This is a genomic window from Tardiphaga sp. 20_F10_N6_6, from assembly GCF_052076045.1.
GTDB classification, from domain to species: Bacteria; Pseudomonadota; Alphaproteobacteria; order Rhizobiales; family Xanthobacteraceae; genus Tardiphaga; species Tardiphaga robiniae.
In genome coordinates this window covers 4,291,383-4,315,285 of record NZ_CP197239.1, presented here as the reverse complement: position 1 = coordinate 4,315,285, position 23,903 = coordinate 4,291,383, and the positions used below count along the sequence as shown (strand labels likewise).

Annotated in this window: 18 protein-coding genes; 14 read left to right on the top strand and 4 right to left on the bottom strand. The window is 63.4% G+C overall.

Annotated elements, in window-relative coordinates; genetic code table 11:
* Nucleotides 1-9: 9 nt before the first annotated feature.
* Nucleotides 10-810, bottom strand: coding sequence for a HesA/MoeB/ThiF family protein (locus AB7813_RS20785; protein ID WP_439065489.1), 801 nt, complete (start codon nt 808-810; stop codon nt 10-12).
* Between the two features lie 234 nt (nt 811-1,044).
* Between AB7813_RS20785 and AB7813_RS20780 the strand changes: the two genes are divergently transcribed.
* Genes AB7813_RS20780 through AB7813_RS20770 form a run of 3 tightly spaced genes read left to right on the top strand, consistent with a single transcriptional unit; the run spans nt 1,045 to nt 3,110 of the window.
* On the top strand, nt 1,045-2,406 hold the full coding sequence (locus AB7813_RS20780; RefSeq protein WP_439065488.1) for a serine protease: 1,362 nt from the start codon (nt 1,045-1,047) through the stop codon (nt 2,404-2,406).
* A 60-nt stretch (nt 2,407-2,466) separates the two neighbouring features.
* Nucleotides 2,467-2,706 carry an antitoxin gene (locus AB7813_RS20775; RefSeq protein WP_439065487.1) on the top strand — a complete coding sequence of 80 codons (240 nt, stop codon included), beginning with the start codon at nt 2,467-2,469 and terminating at the stop codon, nt 2,704-2,706.
* A gap of 14 nt (nt 2,707-2,720) precedes the next feature.
* Nucleotides 2,721-3,110, top strand: coding sequence for a type II toxin-antitoxin system VapC family toxin (locus AB7813_RS20770; protein ID WP_439065486.1), 390 nt, complete (start codon nt 2,721-2,723; stop codon nt 3,108-3,110).
* Nucleotides 3,111-3,130: 20 nt separating this feature from the next.
* On the opposite strand, the gene AB7813_RS20765 is transcribed toward AB7813_RS20770, so the two are convergent.
* Both AB7813_RS20765 and AB7813_RS20760 read right to left on the bottom strand, forming a co-directional pair.
* The gene (locus AB7813_RS20765) at nt 3,131-3,808 is read right to left on the bottom strand and encodes a PilZ domain-containing protein (protein WP_093757894.1); all 678 of its coding nucleotides are present in this window, start codon (nt 3,806-3,808) and stop codon (nt 3,131-3,133) included.
* A gap of 165 nt (nt 3,809-3,973) precedes the next feature.
* The gene (locus tag AB7813_RS20760; protein ID WP_120287745.1) at nt 3,974-4,771 is read right to left on the bottom strand and encodes a class I SAM-dependent methyltransferase; all 798 of its coding nucleotides are present in this window, start codon (nt 4,769-4,771) and stop codon (nt 3,974-3,976) included.
* 182 nt (nt 4,772-4,953) lie between these two features.
* Between AB7813_RS20760 and rutA the strand changes: the two genes are divergently transcribed.
* Nucleotides 4,954-6,054, top strand: coding sequence for a pyrimidine utilization protein A (rutA, locus tag AB7813_RS20755; protein WP_441228324.1), 1,101 nt, complete (start codon nt 4,954-4,956; stop codon nt 6,052-6,054).
* Nucleotides 6,055-6,102: 48 nt separating this feature from the next.
* Here the strand turns inward: rutA and mutM are convergent, their stop codons facing one another.
* Nucleotides 6,103-7,008 carry a bifunctional DNA-formamidopyrimidine glycosylase/DNA-(apurinic or apyrimidinic site) lyase gene (gene mutM / locus AB7813_RS20750; protein WP_441228323.1) on the bottom strand — a complete coding sequence of 302 codons (906 nt, stop codon included), beginning with the start codon at nt 7,006-7,008 and terminating at the stop codon, nt 6,103-6,105.
* 94 nt (nt 7,009-7,102) lie between these two features.
* On the opposite strand from mutM, the gene ubiE reads away from it, so the two are divergent.
* From ubiE to addA, 10 genes are all read left to right on the top strand, one after another.
* Nucleotides 7,103-7,864 carry a bifunctional demethylmenaquinone methyltransferase/2-methoxy-6-polyprenyl-1,4-benzoquinol methylase UbiE gene (ubiE, locus tag AB7813_RS20745; RefSeq protein WP_120288096.1) on the top strand — a complete coding sequence of 254 codons (762 nt, stop codon included), beginning with the start codon at nt 7,103-7,105 and terminating at the stop codon, nt 7,862-7,864.
* Nucleotides 7,861-9,429 (top strand): 2-polyprenylphenol 6-hydroxylase, encoded by a 1,569-nt coding sequence (ubiB, locus tag AB7813_RS20740; protein WP_320446182.1) that lies wholly within the window; start codon nt 7,861-7,863, stop codon nt 9,427-9,429. The genes ubiE and ubiB overlap by 4 nt, the downstream gene beginning before the upstream one ends.
* Nucleotides 9,430-9,489: 60 nt before the next feature.
* The gene (gene coaBC, locus AB7813_RS20735) at nt 9,490-10,950 is read left to right on the top strand and encodes a bifunctional phosphopantothenoylcysteine decarboxylase/phosphopantothenate--cysteine ligase CoaBC (protein ID WP_441228322.1); all 1,461 of its coding nucleotides are present in this window, start codon (nt 9,490-9,492) and stop codon (nt 10,948-10,950) included.
* Nucleotides 10,947-11,411: a dUTP diphosphatase gene (gene dut / locus AB7813_RS20730; RefSeq protein ID WP_120287740.1), complete on the top strand. Its 465-nt coding sequence runs from the start codon at nt 10,947-10,949 to the stop codon at nt 11,409-11,411. The genes coaBC and dut overlap by 4 nt, the downstream gene beginning before the upstream one ends.
* Nucleotides 11,412-11,583: 172 nt before the next feature.
* Nucleotides 11,584-14,106, top strand: a complete 2,523-nt coding sequence (locus tag AB7813_RS20725; protein WP_120288095.1) for a PAS domain-containing sensor histidine kinase — start codon at nt 11,584-11,586, stop codon at nt 14,104-14,106.
* A gap of 11 nt (nt 14,107-14,117) precedes the next feature.
* Nucleotides 14,118-15,641: a tRNA (adenosine(37)-N6)-threonylcarbamoyltransferase complex ATPase subunit type 1 TsaE gene (tsaE, locus tag AB7813_RS20720; RefSeq protein WP_441228983.1), complete on the top strand. Its 1,524-nt coding sequence runs from the start codon at nt 14,118-14,120 to the stop codon at nt 15,639-15,641.
* Between the two features lie 274 nt (nt 15,642-15,915).
* The gene (locus AB7813_RS20715; protein WP_068734110.1) at nt 15,916-16,233 is read left to right on the top strand and encodes a PilZ domain-containing protein; all 318 of its coding nucleotides are present in this window, start codon (nt 15,916-15,918) and stop codon (nt 16,231-16,233) included.
* A gap of 159 nt (nt 16,234-16,392) precedes the next feature.
* Nucleotides 16,393-17,115: a nucleotidyltransferase family protein gene (locus AB7813_RS20710; protein ID WP_441228982.1), complete on the top strand. Its 723-nt coding sequence runs from the start codon at nt 16,393-16,395 to the stop codon at nt 17,113-17,115.
* Nucleotides 17,116-17,183: 68 nt separating this feature from the next.
* The gene (addB, locus tag AB7813_RS20705; RefSeq protein WP_441228321.1) at nt 17,184-20,375 is read left to right on the top strand and encodes a double-strand break repair protein AddB; all 3,192 of its coding nucleotides are present in this window, start codon (nt 17,184-17,186) and stop codon (nt 20,373-20,375) included.
* Nucleotides 20,372-23,866, top strand: coding sequence for a double-strand break repair helicase AddA (gene addA, locus AB7813_RS20700; RefSeq protein WP_441228320.1), 3,495 nt, complete (start codon nt 20,372-20,374; stop codon nt 23,864-23,866). Before addB ends, addA begins: the two co-directional genes overlap by 4 nt.
* Nucleotides 23,867-23,903: the final 37 nt, after the last annotated feature.

Sequence of the window (23,903 nt, the reverse complement as noted above, 5' to 3'; positions counted from 1 at the left end):
AGAAGCGCCTCACAAATACGCGCTCAAATCCCTGATGCTCGGTGCATCCCCGTTCAGCGGATTCGCCGGATCGCGCCCGTAACGCAGCGTCTCGAAGCGCATGTTGCGGGCGTCGATCATCAGCAGACGCCCGACCAGCCCTTCACCAAAGCCCACGATCTCGCGGATCGCTTCCAGCGCCATCATCGAGCCAACCATACCGGCCAGCGCACCCATGACGCCGGCTTCCTGGCAGCTCGGCACAGTGCCCGGCGGCGGCGCTTCGGAAAACAGACAGCGATAGGTCGGGTTCAATGCGCCCGATGCATTGGCCTCATGGGCACGGATCGTGGTCAGCGAGGCATCGAAAGTGCCGAGAGCCGCGGAGATCAACGGCTTCTTTGCAAGATAGCAAGCATCCGACAGCAGATAGCGCGTGGTGAAATTGTCGGAACCATCGAGCACGATGTCGTAGCCCGACAACAGCGTCATCGCATTAGCTGCATTGAGCCTGACGGCATGGCCGATAAATCTGACATGCGGATTGAGCGCATGGATTTTTGCTGCGGCGCTGTCGGTCTTCAATGCGCCGATATCCGGCGTTGCGTGAATGACCTGCCGCTGCAGGTTCGACAGCGACACCGTGTCGTCATCGACCACACCGAGCGTGCCGATGCCCGCGGCCGCGAGATACATCAGTGCCGGTGCGCCGAGCCCGCCGGCGCCGATCACAAGCACTTTCGCGCCCTGCAGCGCGGTCTGGCCGGGACCGCCGACCTCGCGCAACACGATATGGCGCGCATAGCGCTCGAGTTCATCGGCATTCAGCATCGCAATAGTCGCTCCAAACTCCGACCTTCATGGTGAGGAGCGCGCTTCTTGCGCGCGTCTCGAACCATGAGATGAACAGCTCATCCTTCGAGACGGCGCTGAAGAAGCGCCTCCTCAGGATGAGGCCACAGATCAGGTCCCGCATTGTCGTGAACCCTTCCCGCGCTGTCACCGACCCACGAGATGTGCTTAATTCCACCGAAATCAATCACCAGCTTCAAGACCGGACATGTCATGAGATCGATGCTTTCAGCAACATTGATGATCGTGGCAGCCTCTGCGGCTCACGCACAGGTGCAGGCGACGCCTCCCGCGGTGCAAGGCATCAAGCCGAAGCCGGTCACCACCACACCGATCCGCCCGGCGCTGCAGACCCCTGCCGACACCGCCAATGCCATGGCGCAGGCCGAGCGGCTCGGCATTCAATCGGATCTGGCGTGGACCGGACAGTATAACGGCGCCATTACCGGCGAGGTCTCGGATCGCATGGTCAATGCGATCAAGACGTTCCAGAAGGACAACGGCGCCAAGCAGACAGGCGTTCTGAACCCGCAGGAGCGCGATCTGCTGCGCGCGGCCGCGAGGAAACTTCAGGACAATGTCGGCTGGAAAATGGTCACCGACATGGTGACCGGCGCACGGCTTGGCATTCCCGGCAAGCTGGTGCCGCAGCAGGCCTCCGACGCGAACGGCAGCAAATGGTCGTCCCCCACCGGCACGGTCCAGATCACGCTGGCGCGCCGCAAGGAGGACACGCCCTCCACCGCGAAACTCGCCGAGGCCGAGCGCAAGGAGCCCGGCCGCAAGATCGACTATCAGGTCGTCAAGCCGGATTTCTTCGTGCTGTCCGGCCTGCAGAACCAGAAGAAGTTCTACATCCGCGGCCAGTTCAAGGACTCGGAAGTCCGCATCCTCTCGATCTTCTATGATCAGGCTACCGAAGGCACGATGGAGCCAGTGGTGATCGCGATGTCGTCGGCCTTCAACGCATTCCCCGCGGGTTCGCAGGCCATGGGCCCGCCGCCCCGCAAGAAGGTCGAATATGCCAGCGGCATCGTGGTGAGCGATGACGGCGCCATCGTCACTGATCGCCAGGCCGTCGATGGCTGCATGTCCATTGTCGTCGCTGGTTACGGCAATGCCGACAAAGTCGCCGAAGATAAAGTGCGCGATCTCGCATTGCTGCGCATCTATGGCGCGCGCGAGCTGAAGCCGCTGTCGCTTGGCGCTGGCGCAGCGAAGCCCAATCTCGATCTCGTAGGGATCGCCGATCCGCAAAACCAGGGCGGCGGCGCAGCCGTCACCAGCGTGAAGGCGTCCACCACGCCGGTCGGCACCGGCAGCGAACTGGCCCTCTCACCCGCACCGGGGTTCGGTTTTTCCGGCGCAGCCGCCATCGACAGCGACGGCAAATTTGCGGGCCTCGCGCAGTTGAAGCCACTGCTCGTTGCCGGCCCGCCGAATGCGGCACCGCTGGCGGCGCTGGTGCCCGCGGAACTCGTGCTGAATTTCGTGAAAGCGAATGGCGTGAACGCGAACGGCAGCTCGGCCGATGCGAAGGCTGCGATGGTGCGTGTGATCTGCGTGCGGAAGTAGTTTTCGCTGGAAATTAGCTCTCTTTTGGCCTATGCTCAAGCATATGCCACGGAGGTGCCGATGACCGACTCCCGTCACGTCAGGCTGTTTCGTAACGGTCGCAATCAGGCGGTCCGCATTCCCGTTGAATTCGAGTTACCGGGCAACGAAGCCGTCATGCACCGCGACGGCGACAGGCTCGTAATCGAGCCCGTACGCAAGCGCGGCCTGCTGGCATTGCTTGATACGATGGAGCCCTTCACGGAAGAATTTCCGGACGTCGATGCAGGCTTGCGCCCGCTACGGGACATCAAGCTGTGAGCACACCACGCTACATGCTTGATACAAACGTCGTCTCGGATCTGATCCGAAATCCAGCGGGTCGTGTAGCCAAGAGAATTCGTAAACTCGGCGCCGAGGGACTTTGCGTCAGCATCATTACGTCCGCCGAATTGCGGTTCGGATGCGCCAAACGTAATTCACCGCGGCTCACGCAACTCGTAGAGCAGGTGCTGAATGAGCTCGATATCCTGCCACTGGAAAGTCCGGCCGACACCGAATACGCCCGCATTCGCCACGACCTTGAAAAGAAGGGCGTCCCCATCGGCCCGAATGACCTGCTGATCGCGGCTCACGCTTGCGCCGTCGATGCCACGCTGGTGACTGCGAATGCGAAAGAATTCAAACGGGTGAGCGGTCTGAAAGTCGAGAACTGGCTGTCATAGGCAACCGCCTGTCCGATGCTCTAATCCACTTCCTCGTACATCGCATCCATCTGCGCCGCGAACGGCGTTGCGCGCGGCGGCGGCGCGGCAGGGGCGCGGATGATCCGGCGTTCGAGCTGTTCGCGGTTCTGCTGCTCGACGAATTTCACTGCGAAACCGCCCTGGAGATGGCGCACCACGCGGCCGACGCAGGCGCCGACGGCGAGCGGCGTGCCGACCTCCGGCTGCACATCGGCAGAGACTGCAGCGCCGGACACCGACATGTCGATCACAAAGCAGCTTTTCATGCTGCCGTCAGCGAAGGTGAGCATGGAATGCGGGCTCGCGGGAATGAGGCGCGCCTGCTTGCGCTCTTCCCGCACCGTGGGGTCTTTCTGGAATTTCTCCAGCCAGGTCAGCTTGTCGGAGAGCTTCTGACGCATCGGCGGCGTCATGTTGAGTTCGAGCAGGAAGCTGCCGGAGATGGTGTCGCTGATGCGGCCTTCGAGCTGACCGAAGTCGCCGAAATAGGGCGTGATGCGATCGCCGATCCGACCGACCACCGGCACATCGACAATCATCCGGAACGGCGAGACGCGGCTGGTCCGGCAGGCAAAGCTGCGCGGATTGCCTGCGGAATCCAGCCAGTTCGACAGCGTATATTGCCCGCTGACAACGACGTTGACGGCGCGCTGCTTGAGGAATTTTTCGACGGACACAGGTTCATCCTCTACGGTACATTTCCACCACCATAGAAAACCCAACCACGCCAGCATTTGCGCCCGCCTTGGTTATTGCGTTACTTATATACCCTTTCAAGTTGAGGAAATATTACCGGCAAAATCCCGGCGATTGAGGCCAGGGAGGCCGGAGGATGCTCTGCCTCAACCGGGCACCCGCCCCTTGATGGCATTGGCGCGGGCACTGCAGGTGATACGGCCGGTTGCATCCTCCGAAAGTCCCGTCCGGACGCGCGATTTGAGCTGCACAATCTCCTCCGGCGTCATCGCCGTCAGAGCTGCCTTCACCGATGGCCCTGCAGACGAGGCCGACCAGAAGTCGTCGAAATCGGTGAAGGCACGGGTGACATCGATCACGCGGGTTTCGACGTCCACCAGGCCGGCGGAGGTCCACAGCGACTGCATCACGTCGAGGCGCGATGCATCCACGCTCGGCGGAAGCGACGGCATCTGGCCCATCTTCAGCAATTCACCAAGGATCGGCTGCAGCGGAAAGCCGCCGCCATCCATATCCCACGCATAGGCGGCCACCGTGCCGCCGGGTGACACGACACGCACCATCTCCGCAACGCCCTTCGACGGCTCCGGCACGAAGAAGATCACCAGCGCCATCACGGCGACATCGAAGGACTTGTCGGAAAACGGCAGTGCCATTGCGTCGCCCAGATGAAACGCCGCCATCGCGGCGCCCGGCCGTGTCCGCGCATAGGCAAGCTGCGGCTCCGAGGGATCGATGCCGTCGATCACCGAGGGCGCATGACGCTCGGCGATCAGCTGCGTGAAGGCGCCGTTGCCGCAGCCGACATCGACCCAGGCAAGACCCGGCTTTGGCGCCACCCAATCCAGAAAGACCTCGCCGGCGCTGCGACTCCAGACGCCCATCATCCGCTCATAGGACGCGCCGTCATTGAAGCGGATGGAGGGAGACGATGCGTCGGTCATGGGGAGTCCTCAATACGGTGTTGGCAGCAGATCATGGCCGGAAATGCCGGGCGCGCAACCACGTTGCCTTCACGGTGGGATCGGCGCGATGCGCACGCATCGGCACGGTTGTTGCTTGGTTTATCGCAAGCAGAACAGTTCGCGACGTCCCGAGGCGTCACCCTGTTACAGAGGAGAGCGAGATGAAGGTCGGCGTATTCATTCCAATCGGGAACAATGGCTGGTTGCTCTCTGAAAATGCCCCGCAATACATGCCGACTTTCGACCTCAACAAGGAGGTGACGCTAAAGGCCGAACATTACGGACTCGATTTTGTGCTCTCGATGATCAAATTGCGTGGCTTCGGTGGGAAAACCGAATTCTGGGATCACAATCTGGAATCCTTCACCTTGATGGCCGGGTTGGCCGCAGTGACCAAGCGAATAAAACTGTTCGCCACGGCAGCGACGCTCGTGATGCCTCCCGCGATTGCCGCACGCATGGCTGTGACCATCGATTCGATTTCACATGGCCGCTTCGGCCTCAATCTCATCACCGGCTGGCAACGTCCCGAATATTCGCAGATGGGGCTTTGGCCGGGCGATGAATATTTCGCACGCCGTTACGAATATCTTTCGGAATATGTCGAGATCCTCCGCGAGCTTTGGCAGACCGGCGCCTCGGATCGCAAAGGTGAATTTTTCCAGATGGAGGACTGCCGCGTCAGCCCGCGGCCGCAAGCCGATATGAAGATCATTTGCGCCGGCCAGAGCGGCGCCGGAATGGCCTTCTCCGCAAAATACGCCGACTACAATTTCTGCTTCGGCAAAGGCATCAACTCCCCGACCGATTTCGCACCCGCCGCCGAACGGCTGGCCGAGGCTACGCATGACACCGGCCGGCACGTGACGACCTATGTGCTGTTCATGGTGATCGCGGCCGAGACCGATGAAGCCGCGTTCGCAAAGTGGGAGCACTACAAAGCCGGCGTGGATCACGAAGCGGTCGCCTGGCTGGGCGTACAGGGTGCCGTCGACACCAAGTCAGGCAAGGACACCAACATCCGCCAGATGGCGGACCCCACATCAGCGGTCAATATCAATATGGGGACCTTCGTCGGCTCTTTCGCCAATGTCGCCCGCATGCTCGACGACGTCGCCACTGTGCCGGGGACCGAGGGCGTGTTGCTCACCTTCGACGATTTCGTTCAGGGCGTCGAAGACTTCGGACAGCGCATTCAGCCGCTGATGACGTCGCGTGCGGGGGTGGCAGAGGCCGCTGCTGCCGCATTGAAAGACATGTGAGGATCGATATTCAACGACGACGTGCCGGCAAGGCCGCCCGACGCGGTGTCACCTCTGACACTTCGGGCACCAGAAGGTCGACCGCCCGTTCTGCACGAAACGTTTCACGATGCCTGAGCAGCCATCGGTCTGGCACGGTTCGCCTTCGCGGTCATAGACCTGAAACGAATGCTGGAAATAACCGAGCTCGCCGTCGGTCTGGCGATGATCGCGCAGCGACGAGCCGCCGGCCTTGATCGCCTGGTTCAGCACCTCGTGGATCGCGATGACCAGTCGTTTGGAATGATCGGTCGGCTCGCCCTTCTTGGTCGCGAGTGTCGCGGCCAGTCGCCGCGGCGACAGATGCGAGCGAAACAGCGCCTCACAGACATAGATGTTGCCGAGGCCGGCGACGACGCGCTGATCCAGCAGCGCGGCCTTGAGGCTGGTCTTCTTGCCTGCGGTGGCGCCGGCCAGCATCGCCGCATCGAAGGCGTTGCCCAGCGGCTCGGGCCCGATGTCCTTCAGGAACGGCTCGTTCTCGATCTCGCTACGCGCGAAGATCTTCATGAAACCAAAACGGCGCGGATCGTTGTAGATCACCGACGGACCCGACGACATATGGAAGACGACGTGATCATGGGCCCGCTCGTCGCTGCGCGGATGATGGAAGGCGCCTGGCATCACATTTTCTTCATCACCTGCGACAGCAGCGGGCGCATCGGACACCACCCGGAACGAACCGGACATGCCCAGATGCATCAGCAGCACGTCGCCGGAATCCAGATCCGCCAGCAGATATTTGGCGCGGCGGCCGAGACTGGTGATCATTCGGCCCTGCAACCTCCCGGCAAAATCCGGCTGAAACGGAAAACGCAGGTCTTTTCGCCGCAGCTCCAGACGGGTGATCTTCGACCCCTCCATGGCCGGCTGCAGGCCGCGGCGGACGGTCTCGACTTCGGGTAATTCAGGCATGATTCACGTCATTCACCTTGAGGTGCTGACGTGATAGCCCCATTGCCGCAGGCGCGCTATGGTCCGCCGCGATGAGGCTTTTGAGATGAAAACGATGGATCAGCCGGGCGAAACCACCCATTTCGGCTTCAGGGACGTCCCCGTGGGCGACAAGCAGACGCTGGTGAACGATGTGTTCCACAGCGTGGCCCGACGCTACGACTTGATGAACGATCTGATGTCCGGCGGCATGCATCGCGTCTGGAAGGACGTGATGATCAACGCACTCAACCCGCCGCGCTCGGACGCGCCTTTCGCCCTGCTGGACGTTGCCGGTGGCACCGGCGACATTTCCTTCCGCGCTGCCAAGGCGTCGGGCCTCGGCTTCTCGGCGACGGTCTGCGACATCAACACCGGCATGCTCGATGTCGGCCGCGAGCGCGCCATTACCCACCATCTCGAACATCAGGTCTCCTTCGTCGAGGGCAATGCAGAAGAGTTGCCATTCGCCGACAAGAGCTATGACGCCTATACGATCGCCTTCGGCATCCGTAACGTGCCGCGCATCGACCGCGCGCTCGCTGAGGCCTATCGCGTGCTGAAGCCGGGCAGCCGTTTTCTCTGCCTCGAATTCTCGACCGTCGATGTGCCGGGCCTCGACAAGATCTATGACCTGTTCTCGTTCAAGGTGATCCCGCCGCTCGGCAAGGCCGTCACCGGCGATTCCGAATCCTATCAGTATCTCGTCGAATCGATCCGCAAGTTTCCGAAGCCGCCAATTTTCGCCGACATGATCCGCGAGGCCGGCTTCTCCCGCGTGAAGTATGAACTCCTCTCGGGCGGCATCGTCGCGCTGCATTCGGGCTGGCGTTTGTGATCTCGGCACTCAATCATATGGCGCGGCTGGCCCGCGCCGGTTTCGTGTTTGCGCGCGAAGGCGTGTTCGGCGTCGTCGATCCCTCGCTGGTGCCGCCGCCGGGACAGCTCGCTCTGCGCATGGCGCGGCTCATTGAGCGGCCCGGCGCGAAATCGGGCGCGCGGCTGTCGCGCGCGCTGACCCGGCTGGGACCTGCCTATCTCAAGCTCGGCCAGTTTCTCGCGACGCGGCCCGACGTGGTCGGCGTCGCCATGGCGCGCGATCTCGAAAGCCTGCAGGACCGGTTGCCGCCGTTCTCCCTGACCGAAGCCGAAGGCGTCGTCGCCGCTTCGCTGGAACGCCCTGTGGCGCAGCTCTATGCGAGCTTCAGTCCGCCGGTCGCCGCCGCCTCGATCGCACAGGTGCATCGCGCCGAGATAGACAAGGATGGTGTCCGCAAGGTCTACGCCGTGAAAGTGCTGCGCCCGAATGTCGCCGCGCAATTCCGCCGCGACCTCGGCGATTTCGCTTACGTCGCCCACAAGGCCGAAGAGCATTTTTCCGAAGCGCGGCGCCTGCGCTTGATCGAGATCATCACCACCATGTCGCGCTCGGTGGCGATGGAGATGGATCTTCGGCTCGAAGCCGCAGCACTCTCCGAGATGGCGGAGAACACCCGCAACGATTCGGATTTCCGCGTGCCGGAAGTGGACTGGGATCGTACCTCGCACAATGTGCTAACGATGGAATGGATCGACGGCATCGCGCTGAACGATCACAAGGGCCTGGAAGAATCCAATGTCGATCTGCCGGACCTTGGCCGCAAGGTGATCCAGAGCTTCCTGCGCCATGCGCTGCGTGACGGCTTCTTCCATGCCGACATGCATCCGGGCAATCTGTTCCTCGATCCTGACGGCCGCCTCGTCGCCGTCGACTTCGGCATCATGGGCCGGCTCGGTCTGAAGGAGCGCCGCTTCCTCGCGGAGATTCTGCTGGGCTTCATCACCCGCAACTATCGCCGCGTCGCCGAAGTCCACTTCGAGGCCGGCTATGTGCCCGGTCACCATTCAGTAGAAAATTTCGCGCAGGCGATCCGTGCCATCGGCGAGCCGATTCACAATCGCACGGCCGAAGAAATCTCGATGGCCAAGCTGCTGACGCTGCTGCTTGAGGTCACCGGCCTCTTTGATATGCGCACGCGGCCAGAATTGATCCTGCTACAGAAGACCATGGTCGTGGTCGAAGGTGTCGCACGAAGCTTCGATCCCAAGCTCGACATCTGGAAGGTCGCCGATCCCGTTGTCCGCGAATGGATCGAGCGCAATCTCGGCCCATTGGGCAAGATTCAGGGTGCGCTCGCCGGCGCCGGCGAACTCGGCAAGGTCGCTAGCAGTCTGCCGGCCCTGGCAACACGGGCGCTGACGGTGCTGGAACAGTTGGAGACCATGACCCGGGATGGCGTCAGGCTCGACGACGCAACCATCGCCGCCATCGCGCGGGCACGCGCGAAGCAGCTCCGCTGGCGCACGGTTGGCGTCTGGGTGATCGCGTTGTCATTCCTTGGGCTACTGCTGTCGATCCGCTAGAGTGATTGCAATGCTGGCACTTTGTGATAGCATTGCTGTCAAAATAGCGCGAGACGCCTCATGGCCAGCCTGACGATCCGCAAGCTCGACGACGCCATTCGCGACGAATTGCGACTGCGTGCTGCCCGCAACGGACGGTCGGTCGAGGACGAGGTGCGGGTCATTTTGCGTGAGGCGTCGCAAGACGGCCTCAAGACTGACGCAAGATTTCCGCAAGACGCGCCAAACCCGGAAAACCCATCCAAGCCATTGAAATACATCGGCGATCAGCTCCGCGTCACGCTGATCATCGGCGGCGGAATCGCGGCCTATAAAGCGCTCGATCTGATCCGCCGGCTGAAGGAGCGGCAGATCCATGTCCGCGTGGTACTGACCCGCGCCGCGCAGCAATTCGTCACGCCGCTGGCCGCCAGCGCCCTGTCCAACGAGCGCGCCTATACCGACCTGTTCGATCCACAGAGCGAATTCGATGCCGGGCATATTCGCCTTGCGCGTGAATGCGATCTCATTGTTGTGGCACCTGCGACGGCGGACTTGATGGCGAAGATGGCCAATGGCCTTGCCGATGATCTGGCCTCTGCGATTCTACTCGCGGCCGACAAACCGATCCTGATCGCGCCGGCGATGAATCCGCTGATGTGGAATAACGCCGCGACGCGCCGCAATGTCGCGCAGTTGCAGCGTGACGGCATCAGGATGATCGGGCCGAATGCCGGCGAGATGGCCGAACGCAACGAAGCCGGTGTCGGTCGCATGGCCGAACCGACGGAGATTGCGATTGCGGCTCACACATTCCTGCGGCCACCCATGCCGAAGCCACTGGCCGGCAAGCGCGTGCTGATCACTGCGGGCCCGACGCATGAGCCGATTGATCCGGTGCGCTACATCGCCAATCGCTCGTCCGGCAAGCAGGGTTATGCGATTGCCGCGGCGGCACGGGCCGCGGGCGCTGACGTCATTCTCGTCTCGGGTCCTGTCGATCTCGACGAGGTGCCGGACGTGATGATGACGCATGTCGAATCCGCGCGCGACATGCTCGCGGCGGTCCAGTCCGCATTGCCGGTCGACATCGCGATCTTCGCGGCGGCCGTGGCCGATTGGCGCGTCGTCAACGAGGGCGCCCAGAAGCTCAAGAAGACCGCCGGCGCTGCGATGGCGCCGCTGCAGCTCACGGAGAATCCCGATATCCTCGCGACGATCTCAAAACTCCCCGAACATCGTCCACCCCTGGTGATCGGTTTCGCCGCCGAGACCGAACACCTGATCGACAACGCCAAAGCCAAGATCGCGCGCAAGGGCTGCGACTGGATCGTCGCCAATGACGTATCGCCCGCCACCGGCATCATGGGTGGCGACAACAATACCGTGCATCTGCTGACGCGCAGCACGGACAGCGCGGATATCGCCGTTGATTCGTGGGCGCCGATGAGCAAGGAACAGGTCGCGACGACCCTGGTCGCGCGAATCGCCGACGCGGCGACATCAAATAAATGGACGCAATCCACGAAAGACCAATCATGAGCGCTGCCATCCCCGTTCAGGTCGACGTCCAGCAGCTCCCGCATGGCGCTGGCCTCGCGCTACCGGCCTATCAGACCGCGCATGCTGCCGGCCTCGATCTGCTCGCCGCGGTTCCCGAAGACCAACCGATGATTCTCGCCCGCGGCAAATATGCGCTGGTGCCGACCGCGCTGACCATCGCGCTGCCGCCGGGCTATGAGGCGCAGGTGCGCCCACGCTCCGGCCTTGCCGCCAAGCACGGCATCACCGTGCTGAACTCACCAGGCACCATCGACGCCGATTACCGGGGCGAGATTGGCGTGCTGCTGATCAATCACGGCCCCGCGGATTTCACGATCAAGCGCGGTGAGCGAATCGCCCAGATGGTGATCGCGCCGGTCACGCATGCGGAACTTGTGGTAGTCGCGGCGCTCAGCGAGACCGAACGCGGCAGCGGTGGCTTCGGATCCACCGGCCGCTAGCGCGTATTTCGTCACATCGTGCAGCATTTGAATCAAATCCGCCTGCATTTTTTAACCGGGGACTTTGCGTTCACGGTCTGGACTCTTACCCGGCGACTCCCGAAGCGGATATTGTCGAACGATTCGCGATCGGGAGGGGCTGGTCGGGAAGACGTGCGGTTTGGGGCGAATGATGTCAGGCGTGATCGCGGCGATGCGTCGGACCTTGCTGTCGTGCACTTCTATGGTGCGCGACGGGCTTGTCGGCATCAGTGCGTCTGCACTTCTGGCCACCTCCTCGGCGTCGGCCGCTGACGAACCCTTCATTACCCAGACGCTCGCCAATCTGCTCGATCTCGATCGCCAGGAAATCGCCGCGCTGACGACCGCCACAGCGGTGCTCGGCTTCTCCGTCGTTTCCGCCATCCTGTTGATGCACAATCGTATTCGCTCGGCCAAGACCGAGGCGAAGCTGCGCGCGGAGCTGCATACGCTGCAGGTCGAATCCGACCGCTTTCGCGCCTTGCTGTTCACTGAGCCGCAGGTTCTGATCGCCTGGGCCGCAGGCGAAACCCGTCCCGATATCTCCGGCGACACCGCATTGATGATGTCGCAGGACCCGCAGCAGCATCAGCCGCAGCGCATTCTCGCGTTCGGAACATGGCTGCCGCCGGAACCCGCGCTGCGGATGGATCATGCCGTCGACGCACTGCTCGATGCCGGCGAAGGTTTCCTGCTCAATCTGACGACCTCCAGTGGCCGCGCCATCGAGGCGATGGGCCGCGCCATCGGCGGTCAGGCCATTGTCCGGATTCGCGAATTGAGCGGTTTACGCCGCGAGCTCGCCGAAGTCTCGCTGCGTCACAAGGAACTGGCCGAGGAAGCCGAGATTCTCCGCGGCTTCGCCAATGCCGCGCCATGGCCGATCTGGGCCAAGCATGCCGATGGCCGATTGAGCTTTGTCAATGCCGCCTATGCGCGTGCGACTGAAGCGGCTGATACGGGCGATGCGGTCGGTCGCAATCTGGAACTGCTGGACAGCGACGACCGCAGCAGCCTGGCGCGTGCGCTGAACGACAACCAGCCATTTGCCGCGCGCGTGCCGATCGTGATTTCCGGCGAGCGCCGCATCTTCGACGTCCACGCCGCCAAGGTCGCCAGCGGCAGCGCCGGCATGGCGATCGACGCCAGCGAAGCTGCCGCGCTATCAGCCGCCTTGGTGCGGATGGCCGAGGCGCATCGCCGCACGCTCGACCAGCTGTCATCGGGCGTCGCCGTATTCGACGGCCAGCGCCGCCTTGCCTTCTACAACGACTCCTATCGCCGGCTGTGGGATCTCGACCGCACCTTCCTCGACGGCAATCCCGACGATTCCAGTGTGCTCGACCGTCTCCGTGCTGCGCGAAAACTGCCGGAGCAGCCCGACTTCCGCGCCTGGAAGGCCAAGCTGCACGAAGCCTATCGTGCCGTCGAAGCTCATAAGGATGTCTGGTATCTGCCGGATGGCCGCGCGCTCTCGATCGTCACCACGCCGAATCCCGAAGGCGGCGTCACCTATCTGTTCGACGATGTGACCGAGAGCCTCGAACTGGCGCGGCGCTTCGATGGCCTGATCCGCGTTCAGCGCGAGACGCTCGACAATCTTGCCGAGGCCGTCGCGGTGTTTGGCAGCAACGGCCGCGCGCAACTGTTCAATCCGGCTTTCGCCAAGATGTGGAAGCTGTCGGACGAAGCGCTGGAGCAGCGTCCGCATATCGAAATGGTCGAGACCTGGTGCCGGCCATTGTTCGACGACACTCCGACATGGCAGGCGATCCGCAGCGCGATTACCGGGATCGACAATCGCAAGTCTGTTCCGCTCAAGCTCGAGCGCAAGGACGGCAGTGTGCTGGCCTGCATGACCATGCCGCTGCCTGATGGCGCGACCATGCTCACCTTCCAGGACATTTCGGACGCCGAGAATGTCGAGCGCGCGCTGCGCGAGCGCAACGAGGCGCTCGAGACCGCCGACCAGATGAAGGTCGACTTCGTCCACCACGTCTCCTACGAGCTGCGCTCGCCGCTGACCACCATCATCGGCTTCGCGCATCTGCTCAGCGATCCCGTGACCGGCCCGCTGATGCCGAAGCAGGCCGAATATCTCGATTACATCACCACCTCGACCGGCGCGTTGCTGGCGATCATCAATAACATCCTGGATCTCGCCACCATCGATGCCGGCGCGATGACGCTGAATCTCGGCCCGATCGATATCCGCAAGACCATCTCTGCGGCGGCCGAAGGCATTCAGGATCGCCTGGTGCGCGACCGCATCGCACTGCAGATCGACGTTGATCCTGCCATCGGCAGCTTTACCGGCGACGAAAGCCGCGTCGTGCAGGTGCTGTATAATCTGCTCGCCAATGCCGTCGGCTTTTCACCGCATGATGCCGCAATCACGCTGACCGCGCGACGATCCGAGCATACCATCACCTTCACCGTCACTGATCGCGGCCCGGGCATTCCGCCCGAGGTGAAGGACAAGGTGTTCGACTGGTTCGAGAGCCACGCCAATGGCTCGCGTCATCGCGGCGCAGGACTCGGCCTGTCGCTGGTGCGCTCCTTCGTCGAGCTGCACGGCGGCAAGGTCCGCGTCGATTCCGCGGTCGGCAAGGGCACCACCGTCAGCTGCGACTTCCCCATCGACCAGACCGCGCATCGCAACGCTGCCGAATGAGCGAACCCATCATAAACGAGCCCTGCACATTTTCGCTGGCGCTCGCAAATGAGACCGCCACTGCGCAATTGATGGCCGACCTCGCTCTGCTGATCGGACCCGGCGATGTCATCACCCTCTCGGGCGATCTCGGCGCCGGCAAGACGGCCGCGGCACGCGCGATGATCCGCTATCTCGCCAGCGATTCTGAACTCGAAGTGCCGAGCCCGACCTTCACGCTGGCGCAGAACTATGACCTGCCGTCGTTTCCTCTCATCCATGCCGATCTCTATCGTATCAACGACGCGAGCGAACTCGAGGAGATCGGCCTATCGCCGTTGCCGGACGACGTGGTGGCGCTGATCGAATGGCCGGAGCGCGCCGATGGTACGCTGCCGCCGGATCGTATCGATATTGCGCTCAGCCATCGTCCGGCACTGGGCTCCGTGGCGCGTGCTGCGGAGATCACCGGTCACGGCAAGGCCGCATCGGTCGTTCTGCGCCTGAAAGCACTGCGTGAATTTCTCGAAGAGGCGCGCTATCTCGATGCTATCAGACAGCGCATGGCCGGCGATGCGTCGACGCGCTCCTATGCGCGGTTGATCCGCGGTGATGACGTCTTCATCCTGATGAATGCGCCGAAGCGGCCGGATGGTGCGCCGGTCTATGACGGCAAGTCCTACAGCGCGGCGGTGCATCTGGCGGAGGACGTCAGACCGTTCGTCGCCATTGCGAACGGACTACGCGCGCAGGGGATCTCCGCGCCGGCGATTCATCACGCCGATCTCGATGCGGGCTTTCTCATTACCGAGGATTTCGGCACAGCGCCGGTGACCGACGGCGAGCCGCCGACACCGATCGCCGAGCGCTATCAGGTCGCGACCGACATGCTGGCCCTGCTGCACAGCAAGTCGCTGCCGGAAACGCTGCCGCTGTCGCCGCATGTCGATTACGCCATTCCCGTCTTCGACACCGACGCATTGCTGGTCGAGATCGGCCTGATGCCGGAATGGTATCTGCCGGACCGCGACGCGCCGCTCGCAGATGACGCACGCACTGAATTTGTCACGATGTGGCGCGAGCTGCTGGCGAAACCCGCTGCGGCGCCAAAGACCTGGGTACTGCGCGACTTCCATTCGCCGAATATCATCTGGCTCGGTGACCGCGAGGGCATCAATAAGGTCGGCGTAATCGATTTCCAGGACACGGTGCTCGGCCCCGCCGCCTATGATCTCGTCTCGCTGCTGCAGGACGCGCGTATCGACGTGCCCGAGCATCTGGAGCTGACCATGCTGACGCGCTATATCAAGGCGCGGCGCGCGACCGATCCCGCTTTCGATGCCGCGGCTTTTGCCGAACTCTATGCAATCATGTCGGCACAGCGGAATACACGACTGCTTGGCACATTTGCTCGGCTCAACCGCCGCGACGGCAAGCCGCATTATCTCAAGCACCAACCGCGGATCTGGACCTATCTCAACCGCTCGCTGGCGCATCCGACGCTGGCGCCGTTCCAGCAGTGGTATGCAGCGCATGTACCACCGCCCCGCGGTTAGAGGCCCCTCCTTCCGAGACGAATCACGACCTCTGCGTCGTCATTGCGAGGAGCCCTTGCGACGAAGCAATCCAGCCCTCGCTTGTTGCCTTCTGGATTGCTTCGCTCGGCAAAATCGCAAGAGCAATTTTGCCGGCTCGCAATGACGGAGCCGTTGGTCCCGCTGATCGACTCACGCTCTAACACTTCCTTAACTACTTATTAGTCGCACGCGCTCTATCCTGCGCTTGAGCCCTGCACGTGCGGGGCTTGGCGTACTGGACAAGGGACGTGTCATGACGGAGCGGCGTGCCGGAGATCGGGTCGTTTTCGAGCGCGGCTTTCCTGCGCACATGATGGGCATCGACGGCACCTGGCGTCGCTCCTGCATCATGGAAGATATTTCCGAGACCGGCGCCAAGCTCACCGTCGATGGTTCTGTCGAAGGATTGAACCTGAAAGAATTCTTCCTTCTGCTCTCATCAACCGGACTTGCCTATCGCCGCTGCGAACTCGGCTGGGTCAATGGCGACCAGATTGGTGTGAATTTTCTCAAACCAAACGACAAAAAGAAAAAGACGAAACGTTCCGAGACGCAGGAGGCAGAAACGTGACTGTGCAGGCGGGTGTAATTGTCGCATCCGCGTCATCTCGGCCCATTATGGCTCGATAGGTTCATGCATGCGACACGCCGCCGTGCTACCATCATTTCAGCTCAAAAATTCAAGAACGATTCCATCAAGGCCCATCATTCTACCAAGGCCAATGTCGCTATGTCCGTAAAACCCACCAAAGCAATGGTTCTCGCCGCCGGCCTCGGCCTGCGCATGCGACCGCTCACCGATAATCTGCCGAAGCCGCTGGTCCCTGTTGCAGGACAGCCGCTGCTGGATCACGTGCTCGACAAGCTCGCCGCTGCTGGCGTGACCGAAGCCGTCGTCAATGTGCATTACCTGCCCGACCAGATCATCGATCATGTCGCGACGCGCACCGAACCGAGGATCACCATTTCCGATGAGCGCGATCAGGTGCTCGGCACTGGCGGTGCCGTGGTGAAGGCGCTGCCGCTGCTCGGCTCCGAGCCGTTCTATCATCTCAATGCCGACACGATGTGGATCGACGGCGTGCAGCCGAATCTCGCGCGTCTTGCGGAGGCCTTCGATCCCGCACGTATGGACATCCTGCTGCTGATGGCGCCGACCGCCAACAGCATCGGCTATGCCGGCTGCGGCGACTACGCGATGCTCACCGATGGTGCGCTGCGTCGCCGCAAGGAGAATCAGGTGGTGCCGTTCGTCTATGCCGGTGTCGCGATCCTGTCACCGGCGCTGTTCAAGGATGCGCCATCCGGTGAATTTTCGCTGACCAAACTGTTCGATAAGGCCAACGAGCAGGAGCGCCTGTTCGGACTGCGCATGGAAGGCGTCTGGATGCATGTCGGCACGCCCGACGCCGTGCGCGCCGCGGAAGACGCGTTCCTCGCCAGCGTCGCCTGAGTTTCCTGCGACTCCCGTCGCCTTTCCAGCCATGCCATGATGCACCCTGATCACGAATCAGGGTGTTCATGCGCGTCTTCAACATTCCATCCTCTGCGCCGTTCCTGCGCACGCTGATCACCGCGCTTGTCGACGGTGATCTCGTGGAAGAATTCTCTGCGCGCAGAGCGCCGGAGAAACTGGCTGAAGTCACCCTGTATCTGCCGACACGCCGCGCCGGACGCATGGCGCAGGAGATCTTCCTCGACGTGCTCGGGACCGACGCCGTGCTGCTGCCGCGTATCGTTCCGCTCGGAGATGTCGACGAAGAAGAACTGGCCTTCGCACAGGCGGCCTCGCCCGAGGCGCTCGAAAGGCTCGATGCACCTCCCGCGCTCGACGGATTGCAGCGCCGGCTTCTGCTGGCGCAACTGATTGCCGCATGGGCGAAGCAACTCGCACCCGGCGATCCCGGACAGACGCCGCTCGTGGTCGGCGGCCCCGCCTCTACGCTCGCTCTCGCCGACGATCTTGCGCGGCTGATGGACGACATGGCGACTCGCAAGGTCGACTGGAGCGCGCTGGACGGGTTGGTGCCCGATGCGCTCGATCAATACTGGCAACTGACGCTGCAGTTTCTCAGCATCGCCAAGGACGTCTGGCCGGGCATTCTCGCAGCTCACACTGCGATCGAACCTGCAGTGCGCCGCGATCTGCTGATCGAGGCTGAAGCGGCGCGCCTGAAAGCGCACAAAGGCGGTCCGATCATTGCCGCCGGCTCGACCGGCTCGATGCCGACCACCGCAAAATTCCTGCGCGAAGTCGCGCAATTGCCTGATGGCGCCGTCGTGCTGCCGGGCCTCGATACCGACCTCGACGACACCGCATGGAATCTCATCGGCGGCACCAAGGATGCACTCGGCCGGACCGAATCCTCGGCATCGAACCATCCGCAATTCGCGCTCCATGCGCTGCTGGAACGTTTCGGCATCACGCGCCGCGACGTGATGACGTTCGGCACGCCGTCGCCGCAGGGCCGCGAATTGCTGGCCTCGGAGGCGATGCGGCCATCCAATGCCACGGCGCAGTGGCATACGCGTCTCGCTCAGCCGGCCGTCGAACAGAAAATCGCGGCCGGCATGCAGAACCTTGCCGTGATCGCCGCCGCGAATCCGGAAATGGAAGCGCTGGCCATCGCGATCGCCATGCGCGAGGCCCACGAGCTGAAGAAATCCGCCGCACTGGTGACGCCCGACCGCGCACTGGCGCGCCGGGTGATGGCCGCGCTGGGCCGCTGGAATCTCGTCTTCGACGATTCCGGCGGCGATGCGCTGACTGAGACCTCGGCCGGCATCTTCGCGCGCCTCGTCGCCGAGGCCGCAGCGGAGCAGCTCGAACCGGCGACACTGCTGGCGCTGCTGAAACATCCGCTGTTTCGTTTGGGCGCGGCGCCGAACGCCTGGAAAGACGCGATCGAGACGCTCGAACTCGCGCTGCTGCGCGGCACGCGGCCGACGCCCGGCACCGCCGGACTGGCGCAGGACTTCACGCGCTTCCGCGACGAGCTCGGCAAGCTGCGCCGCCGCGAAGCGTCGATGCTGCATGGCGCGGAGCCGCGCGCAAAACTCGACGACGACCGTCTTGACCGCGCGGAAGAACTGATCGCCGGATTGCGCACCGCGCTGGCGCCGCTGGAAGGCATCCACCCCATCAGGCCGATCGACTTCGCTGAAGTTGCCTTACGGCATCGTGAGGCGATCAAGCTGCTGTCGCGCGACGACAGGGGCAACGATGTCGCGCTGGCCGGGCGCGAGGGCACGGCGCTGACCAAGGCATTCGAAGATCTCGTCGTCATGGAGACTGTCGAGACCGAGAGCGGCGGCGAGGATAAGCTCCGCCCGAGCGGGCTGATGATGCAGCTCCGCGATTATCCCGATGTGTTTCAGACCGCCTTCGCTGACCGCATCGTGCGCCGGCCCGAAGTCGCCAATGCCAGCTTGCGCATCTATGGCCAGCTCGAAGCGCGGCTGACGCAATCGGACCGCGTGATCCTCGGCGGCCTCGTCGAAGGCATCTGGCCGCCGTCGCCGCGCATCGATCCCTGGCTGAGCCGCCCGATGCGACATCAGCTCGGGCTCGATCTTCCGGAACGCCGTATCGGCCTCACCGCGCATGACTTCGTGCAATTGCTCGGCACCGAGGACGTCATCCTGAGCCACGCCGCGAAAGTTGGCGGCGCGCCGGCCGTCGCGTCGCGCTTTCTGCACCGGCTCGAAGCTGTTGCCGGCGAGACCCGCTGGGACGCGGCGCTGGTCGCGGGCGAGCACTATGTTCGCTATGCCGAAGAGCTCGATAAACCCGAGACCGTCACGCCGATTGCCCAGCCGGAGCCACGGCCGCCGCGGGACGCGCGACCGCTCAGACTCTCGGTCACCGCCATCGAGGACTGGCTGCGCGATCCCTATACGATCTATGCCAAATATATTCTGGGCCTGGCGCCGCTCGATCCCGTCGACATGCCGCTGTCTGCGGCCGACCGGGGATCGGCGATCCATGCGTCGCTCGGCGACTTCACCATGGAATACAGCAAGGCGCTGCCTGACGATCCCGCCACCGCGCTACGCCGGATCGGACAAGCACATTTTGCGCCCCTGATGACGCGGCCGGAAGCGCGCGCGCTGTGGTGGCCGCGATTTCTGCGCATCGCATCCTGGTTTTCCGCCTGGGAGATCGACCGCCGCATCAATGTCGCCAGCATCGACGCGGAAGTGCGCGGCGAGATCAAGATCCCACTCGATCACGGCCGCGTCTTCCATCTCTCGGCGCGTGCCGACCGTATCGAACATCGCAGCGACCGCACTTTCGCCCTGCTCGACTACAAGACCGGCCAGCCGCCCACCGGCAAGCAGGTCCGCATGGGCCTGTCACCGCAGCTCACGCTGGAAGCCGCGATCCTGCGCGAGGGTGGATTTGCCGGCATTGCCGCGGGATCGTCGGTCAGCGAACTGGTCTATGTCCGGCTCAGCGGCAACAATCCGCCCGGCGAAGAGCGGTTGCTTGAACTGAAGATCGAGCGCAAGGACGAACCGCAGTTGCCCGACGATGCCGCGATCGAAGCGCGCGCCAAGCTGGAAGCGCTGATCCGCAGCTTCGAGGACGAAGCCGCCGCCTATACGTCGCTCAGCCTGTCCATGTGGTCGAACCGCTATGGCAGTTATGACGATCTGGCGCGGATCAAGGAGTGGTCGGCCAATGGTGGCGGCGGGGGAGGCGAGTCATGAGCGGCCCGCGCAATATCCCGCCCGCCGCGAGCGCCAAGCAGCAGCTCGCGTCGGATCCGGCTTCCTCGGTGTTCGTCTCGGCGAATGCCGGCTCCGGCAAGACCTATGTGCTGGTCAACCGCGTGATCCGGTTGCTGCTCGACGGTGTGCCGCCCGAAAAGATCCTCTGCGTCACCTTCACCAAGGCCGCAGCGGCGAATATGGCGGAGCGCGTCTTCACGCGGCTCGGCCATTGGGTGACGCTGGACGACACCGCGCTCGACGCGGAAATCAAAAATGCCGGCGTTCCCGCGTCGAACAGCAGATTGCGGTCGCGGGCGCGCGAATTGTTCGCCAGTGCGCTGGAGACGCCGGGCGGCCTGAAAGTCCAGACGATCCACGCGCTGTGTACGCGGCTGCTGCAACAGTTTCCGTTCGAGGCCAATGTGCCGGCGCGATTCAGCGTGCTCGATGACCGCGACCAGAACGAGATGATGGAGCGCGCCAGCCTGCAGGTGCTGCTGCATGCAGCGGCCGCGCTCGACAGCGCCGAAGGCCGCGCGCTGACAACGGCCATGACCTCGGCCGCCGACGTGACGTTCCGCGACGTGGTGCGCGAGGCGAGCCTGAGCCGTGACCAGTTCCTGGCCTGGATCGAGCGCGCCGGCTCAACAGATGCCGCGATGGCGCAGCTGTCGGCGACGCTGGGCGTGACGGCCGGCGATACCAGAGAGAGCGTCGAGCTGGAGATTATCGACGGGCCGCATCTGCCCCGCGAACGCTGGATCCCCGCCGCCGAAATCTTCGAGACCGGCAGCAAGACCGACAACGATCAGGCAGCGCGGCTGCGTGAGGCTTTGGCGTTGTCGGGCACCGAACAGGTCGAGAAATACTTCGAACTGTTCCTGACCAAGGACCAGAGCTTACGCAAATCGCTGGCGACCAAGAAGATCGCCGACAGCCGACCGGATCTGCTGGCGGCCCTACAGCGCGAGGGCGATCGTGTGATCCCGCTGCTGGAGCGCCGCCGCGCCGTCGCGATGCGCGAACGCACCCAGTCGCTGCTGGTGATCGCCAGCCAGGTCGCGGAGAACTATCGCCGGGAGAAGAACGAACGCGGCTTGCTGGACTATGACGACCTGATTGCGCGTACGCTGGAGATGCTCGACAGGGTGTCGTCGAGCTGGGTGCATTTCAAGCTCGACCGCGGCGTCGATCACGTGCTGATCGACGAAGCGCAGGATACCTCGCCGCGGCAGTGGGACATCATCACCCATCTGATCTCGGAATTCACCTCCGGCGAAGGCGCGCGCGACGGCCTCAAGCGCACGATCTTCGCGGTGGGCGACGAGAAGCAGTCTATCTTTTCGTTCCAGGGGGCCGCACCGCGCGAATTCGACCTGCGGCGCAAGGCGCTGCAGAGCCGGTTCAAGGATGCCGGGATGAAGTTCGATCCCATCGCGTTCAGCCATTCGTTCCGGTCGGGCTCGGCCATTCTGCAATCGGTCGATCAGGTGTTTCGCGAAGAAGCGATCTTCCGGAGCATCCACGCTGTCGAAAACGGCTATCCCATTCATGAAACGCTTGATGATGCCGGACCCAGCCTGATCGATCTGTGGGAGCTGGAGCAGCCCGACGACCGGCCCAGCATCGAAGGCTGGCAGGCGCCGTTCGACAAGCGCTCCGAGACCAGCCCCGAAGTGAAGCTCGCACGCCGTGTCCAGACCGAGATCAAGGACCTGATCGCGGCAAAGACGGAGACCGGCCCGATCGGCAAACGCCGCGCGCTGCGCTATGGCGACATGCTGGTGCTGGTGCGCCGCCGCGGCAAGGCCTTCGACGCGATCATCCAGGCGCTGAAACATGCCGGCATTCCCGTCGCCGGCGCCGACCGGCTGAAGCTCACCGAACATATCGCCATCATCGACCTGATGAACCTGGCCGACGCGCTGCTGCTACCGCAAGACGACCTGGCATTGGCGACCGTATTGAAGAGCCCACTATTCGGCCTCGATGACGATGACCTGTTCAAGCTGGCCTATGAGCGCACGGGATCGCTGCGCGACGCGCTCGGCGAAAAGGCGGCGAGCGATCCCAAGCTCGGCGGCGCTTTCAAGCGGCTCCTCGCTTGCGAGAAGCGCTTTGCCAGCGAGACGCCATTTGCGTTCTATGCCTGGCTGCTCGGCGGTGATCACGGCCGCGCGCGCATTCTGCGTCGGCTCGGCCATGAGGCCAATGACGCGCTCGACGAATTTCTCGAACTCGCGCTGGGCTATGAGCGCAAGGCACCGGCCTCGCTGCAGGGCTTCGTCGCCTGGCTGCGCGCCGCCGACACGGAAGTGAAGCGCGACATGGAGATCACCCGCGACGAAGTCCGCGTGATGACCGTGCATGGCGCCAAAGGCCTGGAAGCGCCGGTCGTATTCCTGGTCGATACCACATCGTCGCCGGCGGATTCGCAGCGACTCAATTTGATCCATCTCCCGCAGGGCAACGCCGCACCGAACAGCCCGGGCGTCGTGGTCTGGGCCGGCAAGAAGGCGGACGATCCGCCAGCAGTCGCGGCGGCGCGCGCCGACATGATCCGCGATACCGAGGACGAATATCGCCGGCTGCTTTATGTGGCGATGACGCGCGCGGCCGATCGCCTGATCGTTGGCGGCTGCATGCCCGGCAACCGCAACGAGGTGCGGCCGCTGTCCTGGTACGACCTGATCCAGAAGGGCCTAGAGAATTCCGGGCTGCAGATGCAGAGCGTGCCGCCGCCGGACGGCGTGGTGAAACGCTATACGCGGGTGGAAGACGTCGTACCCGCGCCGGGCACTGCAACGCCTGTCGCCGCGGCGGCGCCTATCGTGCTGCCGGCGTGGCTGCGCGACAAGGTCGGCGACCAGCCGCGCCGCGAAAGCCTGCTGCGGCCATCGGATGCCGACGACGATGACGACGGCCGCGGACAGCGCTCGGGCGAATCCGAACGGCTGCGCCAACTGGCCTTGCAGCGCGGCAACCTCGTGCATCGCCTGTTGCAATCGCTGCCCGACATCACCGCCGAGAAGCGTCGCGAGACCGCGCTGAATTTCCTCGCCCGCAACGCCCATGACTGGACCGATCTCGACCGGGTGGCGCTGGCCACGCAGGTGCTGTCGCTGATCGGCGATCCGCGCCTCGCGGAACTGTTTGCCCCCGGCAGTCGCGCCGAGGTGGCGGTGGCCGGACGACTGACGCGAAAGGACGGATCGCCTGTGCTCGTCTCGGGCCAGATCGACCGGCTGGTTCTGACCAAGACCGAGATCCGGATCGTCGACTACAAGACCAACCACAACCCGCCGCGCAAGCTGATCGAGGCGCCCAAGGCCTATATCCGGCAGCTGGCGCTGTATCGCGGCGTGCTCGCCAAGTTATACCCAGACCGGCCGATCCGGGCCGCCCTGCTCTGGACGGAAACGCTTGAAATGATGGAGATTTCCGGTGCTGCGCTGGACGCGGAGCTGGCCGCCATCATCTCACTGTGACCAACCTTGACCCGGCAAGGGGGCGTTCATAGGTTGG

Excerpts from the sequence above, each read along its gene's own strand:
- AB7813_RS20785 (WP_439065489.1), bottom strand. The coding sequence starts at position 810 with ATGCTGAATGCCGATGAACTCGAGCGCTATGCGCGCCATATCGTGTTG.
- AB7813_RS20780 (WP_439065488.1), top strand. The coding sequence starts at position 1,045 with ATGAGATCGATGCTTTCAGCAACATTGATGATCGTGGCAGCCTCTGCG.
- AB7813_RS20775 (WP_439065487.1), top strand. The coding sequence starts at position 2,467 with ATGACCGACTCCCGTCACGTCAGGCTGTTTCGTAACGGTCGCAATCAG.
- AB7813_RS20770 (WP_439065486.1), top strand. The coding sequence starts at position 2,721 with ATGCTTGATACAAACGTCGTCTCGGATCTGATCCGAAATCCAGCGGGT.
- AB7813_RS20760 (WP_120287745.1), bottom strand. The coding sequence starts at position 4,771 with ATGACCGACGCATCGTCTCCCTCCATCCGCTTCAATGACGGCGCGTCC.
- rutA (WP_441228324.1), top strand. The coding sequence starts at position 4,954 with ATGAAGGTCGGCGTATTCATTCCAATCGGGAACAATGGCTGGTTGCTC.
- mutM (WP_441228323.1), bottom strand. The coding sequence starts at position 7,008 with ATGCCTGAATTACCCGAAGTCGAGACCGTCCGCCGCGGCCTGCAGCCG.
- ubiE (WP_120288096.1), top strand. The coding sequence starts at position 7,103 with ATGGATCAGCCGGGCGAAACCACCCATTTCGGCTTCAGGGACGTCCCC.
- coaBC (WP_441228322.1), top strand. The coding sequence starts at position 9,490 with ATGGCCAGCCTGACGATCCGCAAGCTCGACGACGCCATTCGCGACGAA.
- dut (WP_120287740.1), top strand. The coding sequence starts at position 10,947 with ATGAGCGCTGCCATCCCCGTTCAGGTCGACGTCCAGCAGCTCCCGCAT.
- AB7813_RS20725 (WP_120288095.1), top strand. The coding sequence starts at position 11,584 with ATGTCAGGCGTGATCGCGGCGATGCGTCGGACCTTGCTGTCGTGCACT.
- AB7813_RS20715 (WP_068734110.1), top strand. The coding sequence starts at position 15,916 with ATGACGGAGCGGCGTGCCGGAGATCGGGTCGTTTTCGAGCGCGGCTTT.
- AB7813_RS20710 (WP_441228982.1), top strand. The coding sequence starts at position 16,393 with ATGTCCGTAAAACCCACCAAAGCAATGGTTCTCGCCGCCGGCCTCGGC.
- addB (WP_441228321.1), top strand. The coding sequence starts at position 17,184 with ATGCGCGTCTTCAACATTCCATCCTCTGCGCCGTTCCTGCGCACGCTG.
- addA (WP_441228320.1), top strand. The coding sequence starts at position 20,372 with ATGAGCGGCCCGCGCAATATCCCGCCCGCCGCGAGCGCCAAGCAGCAG.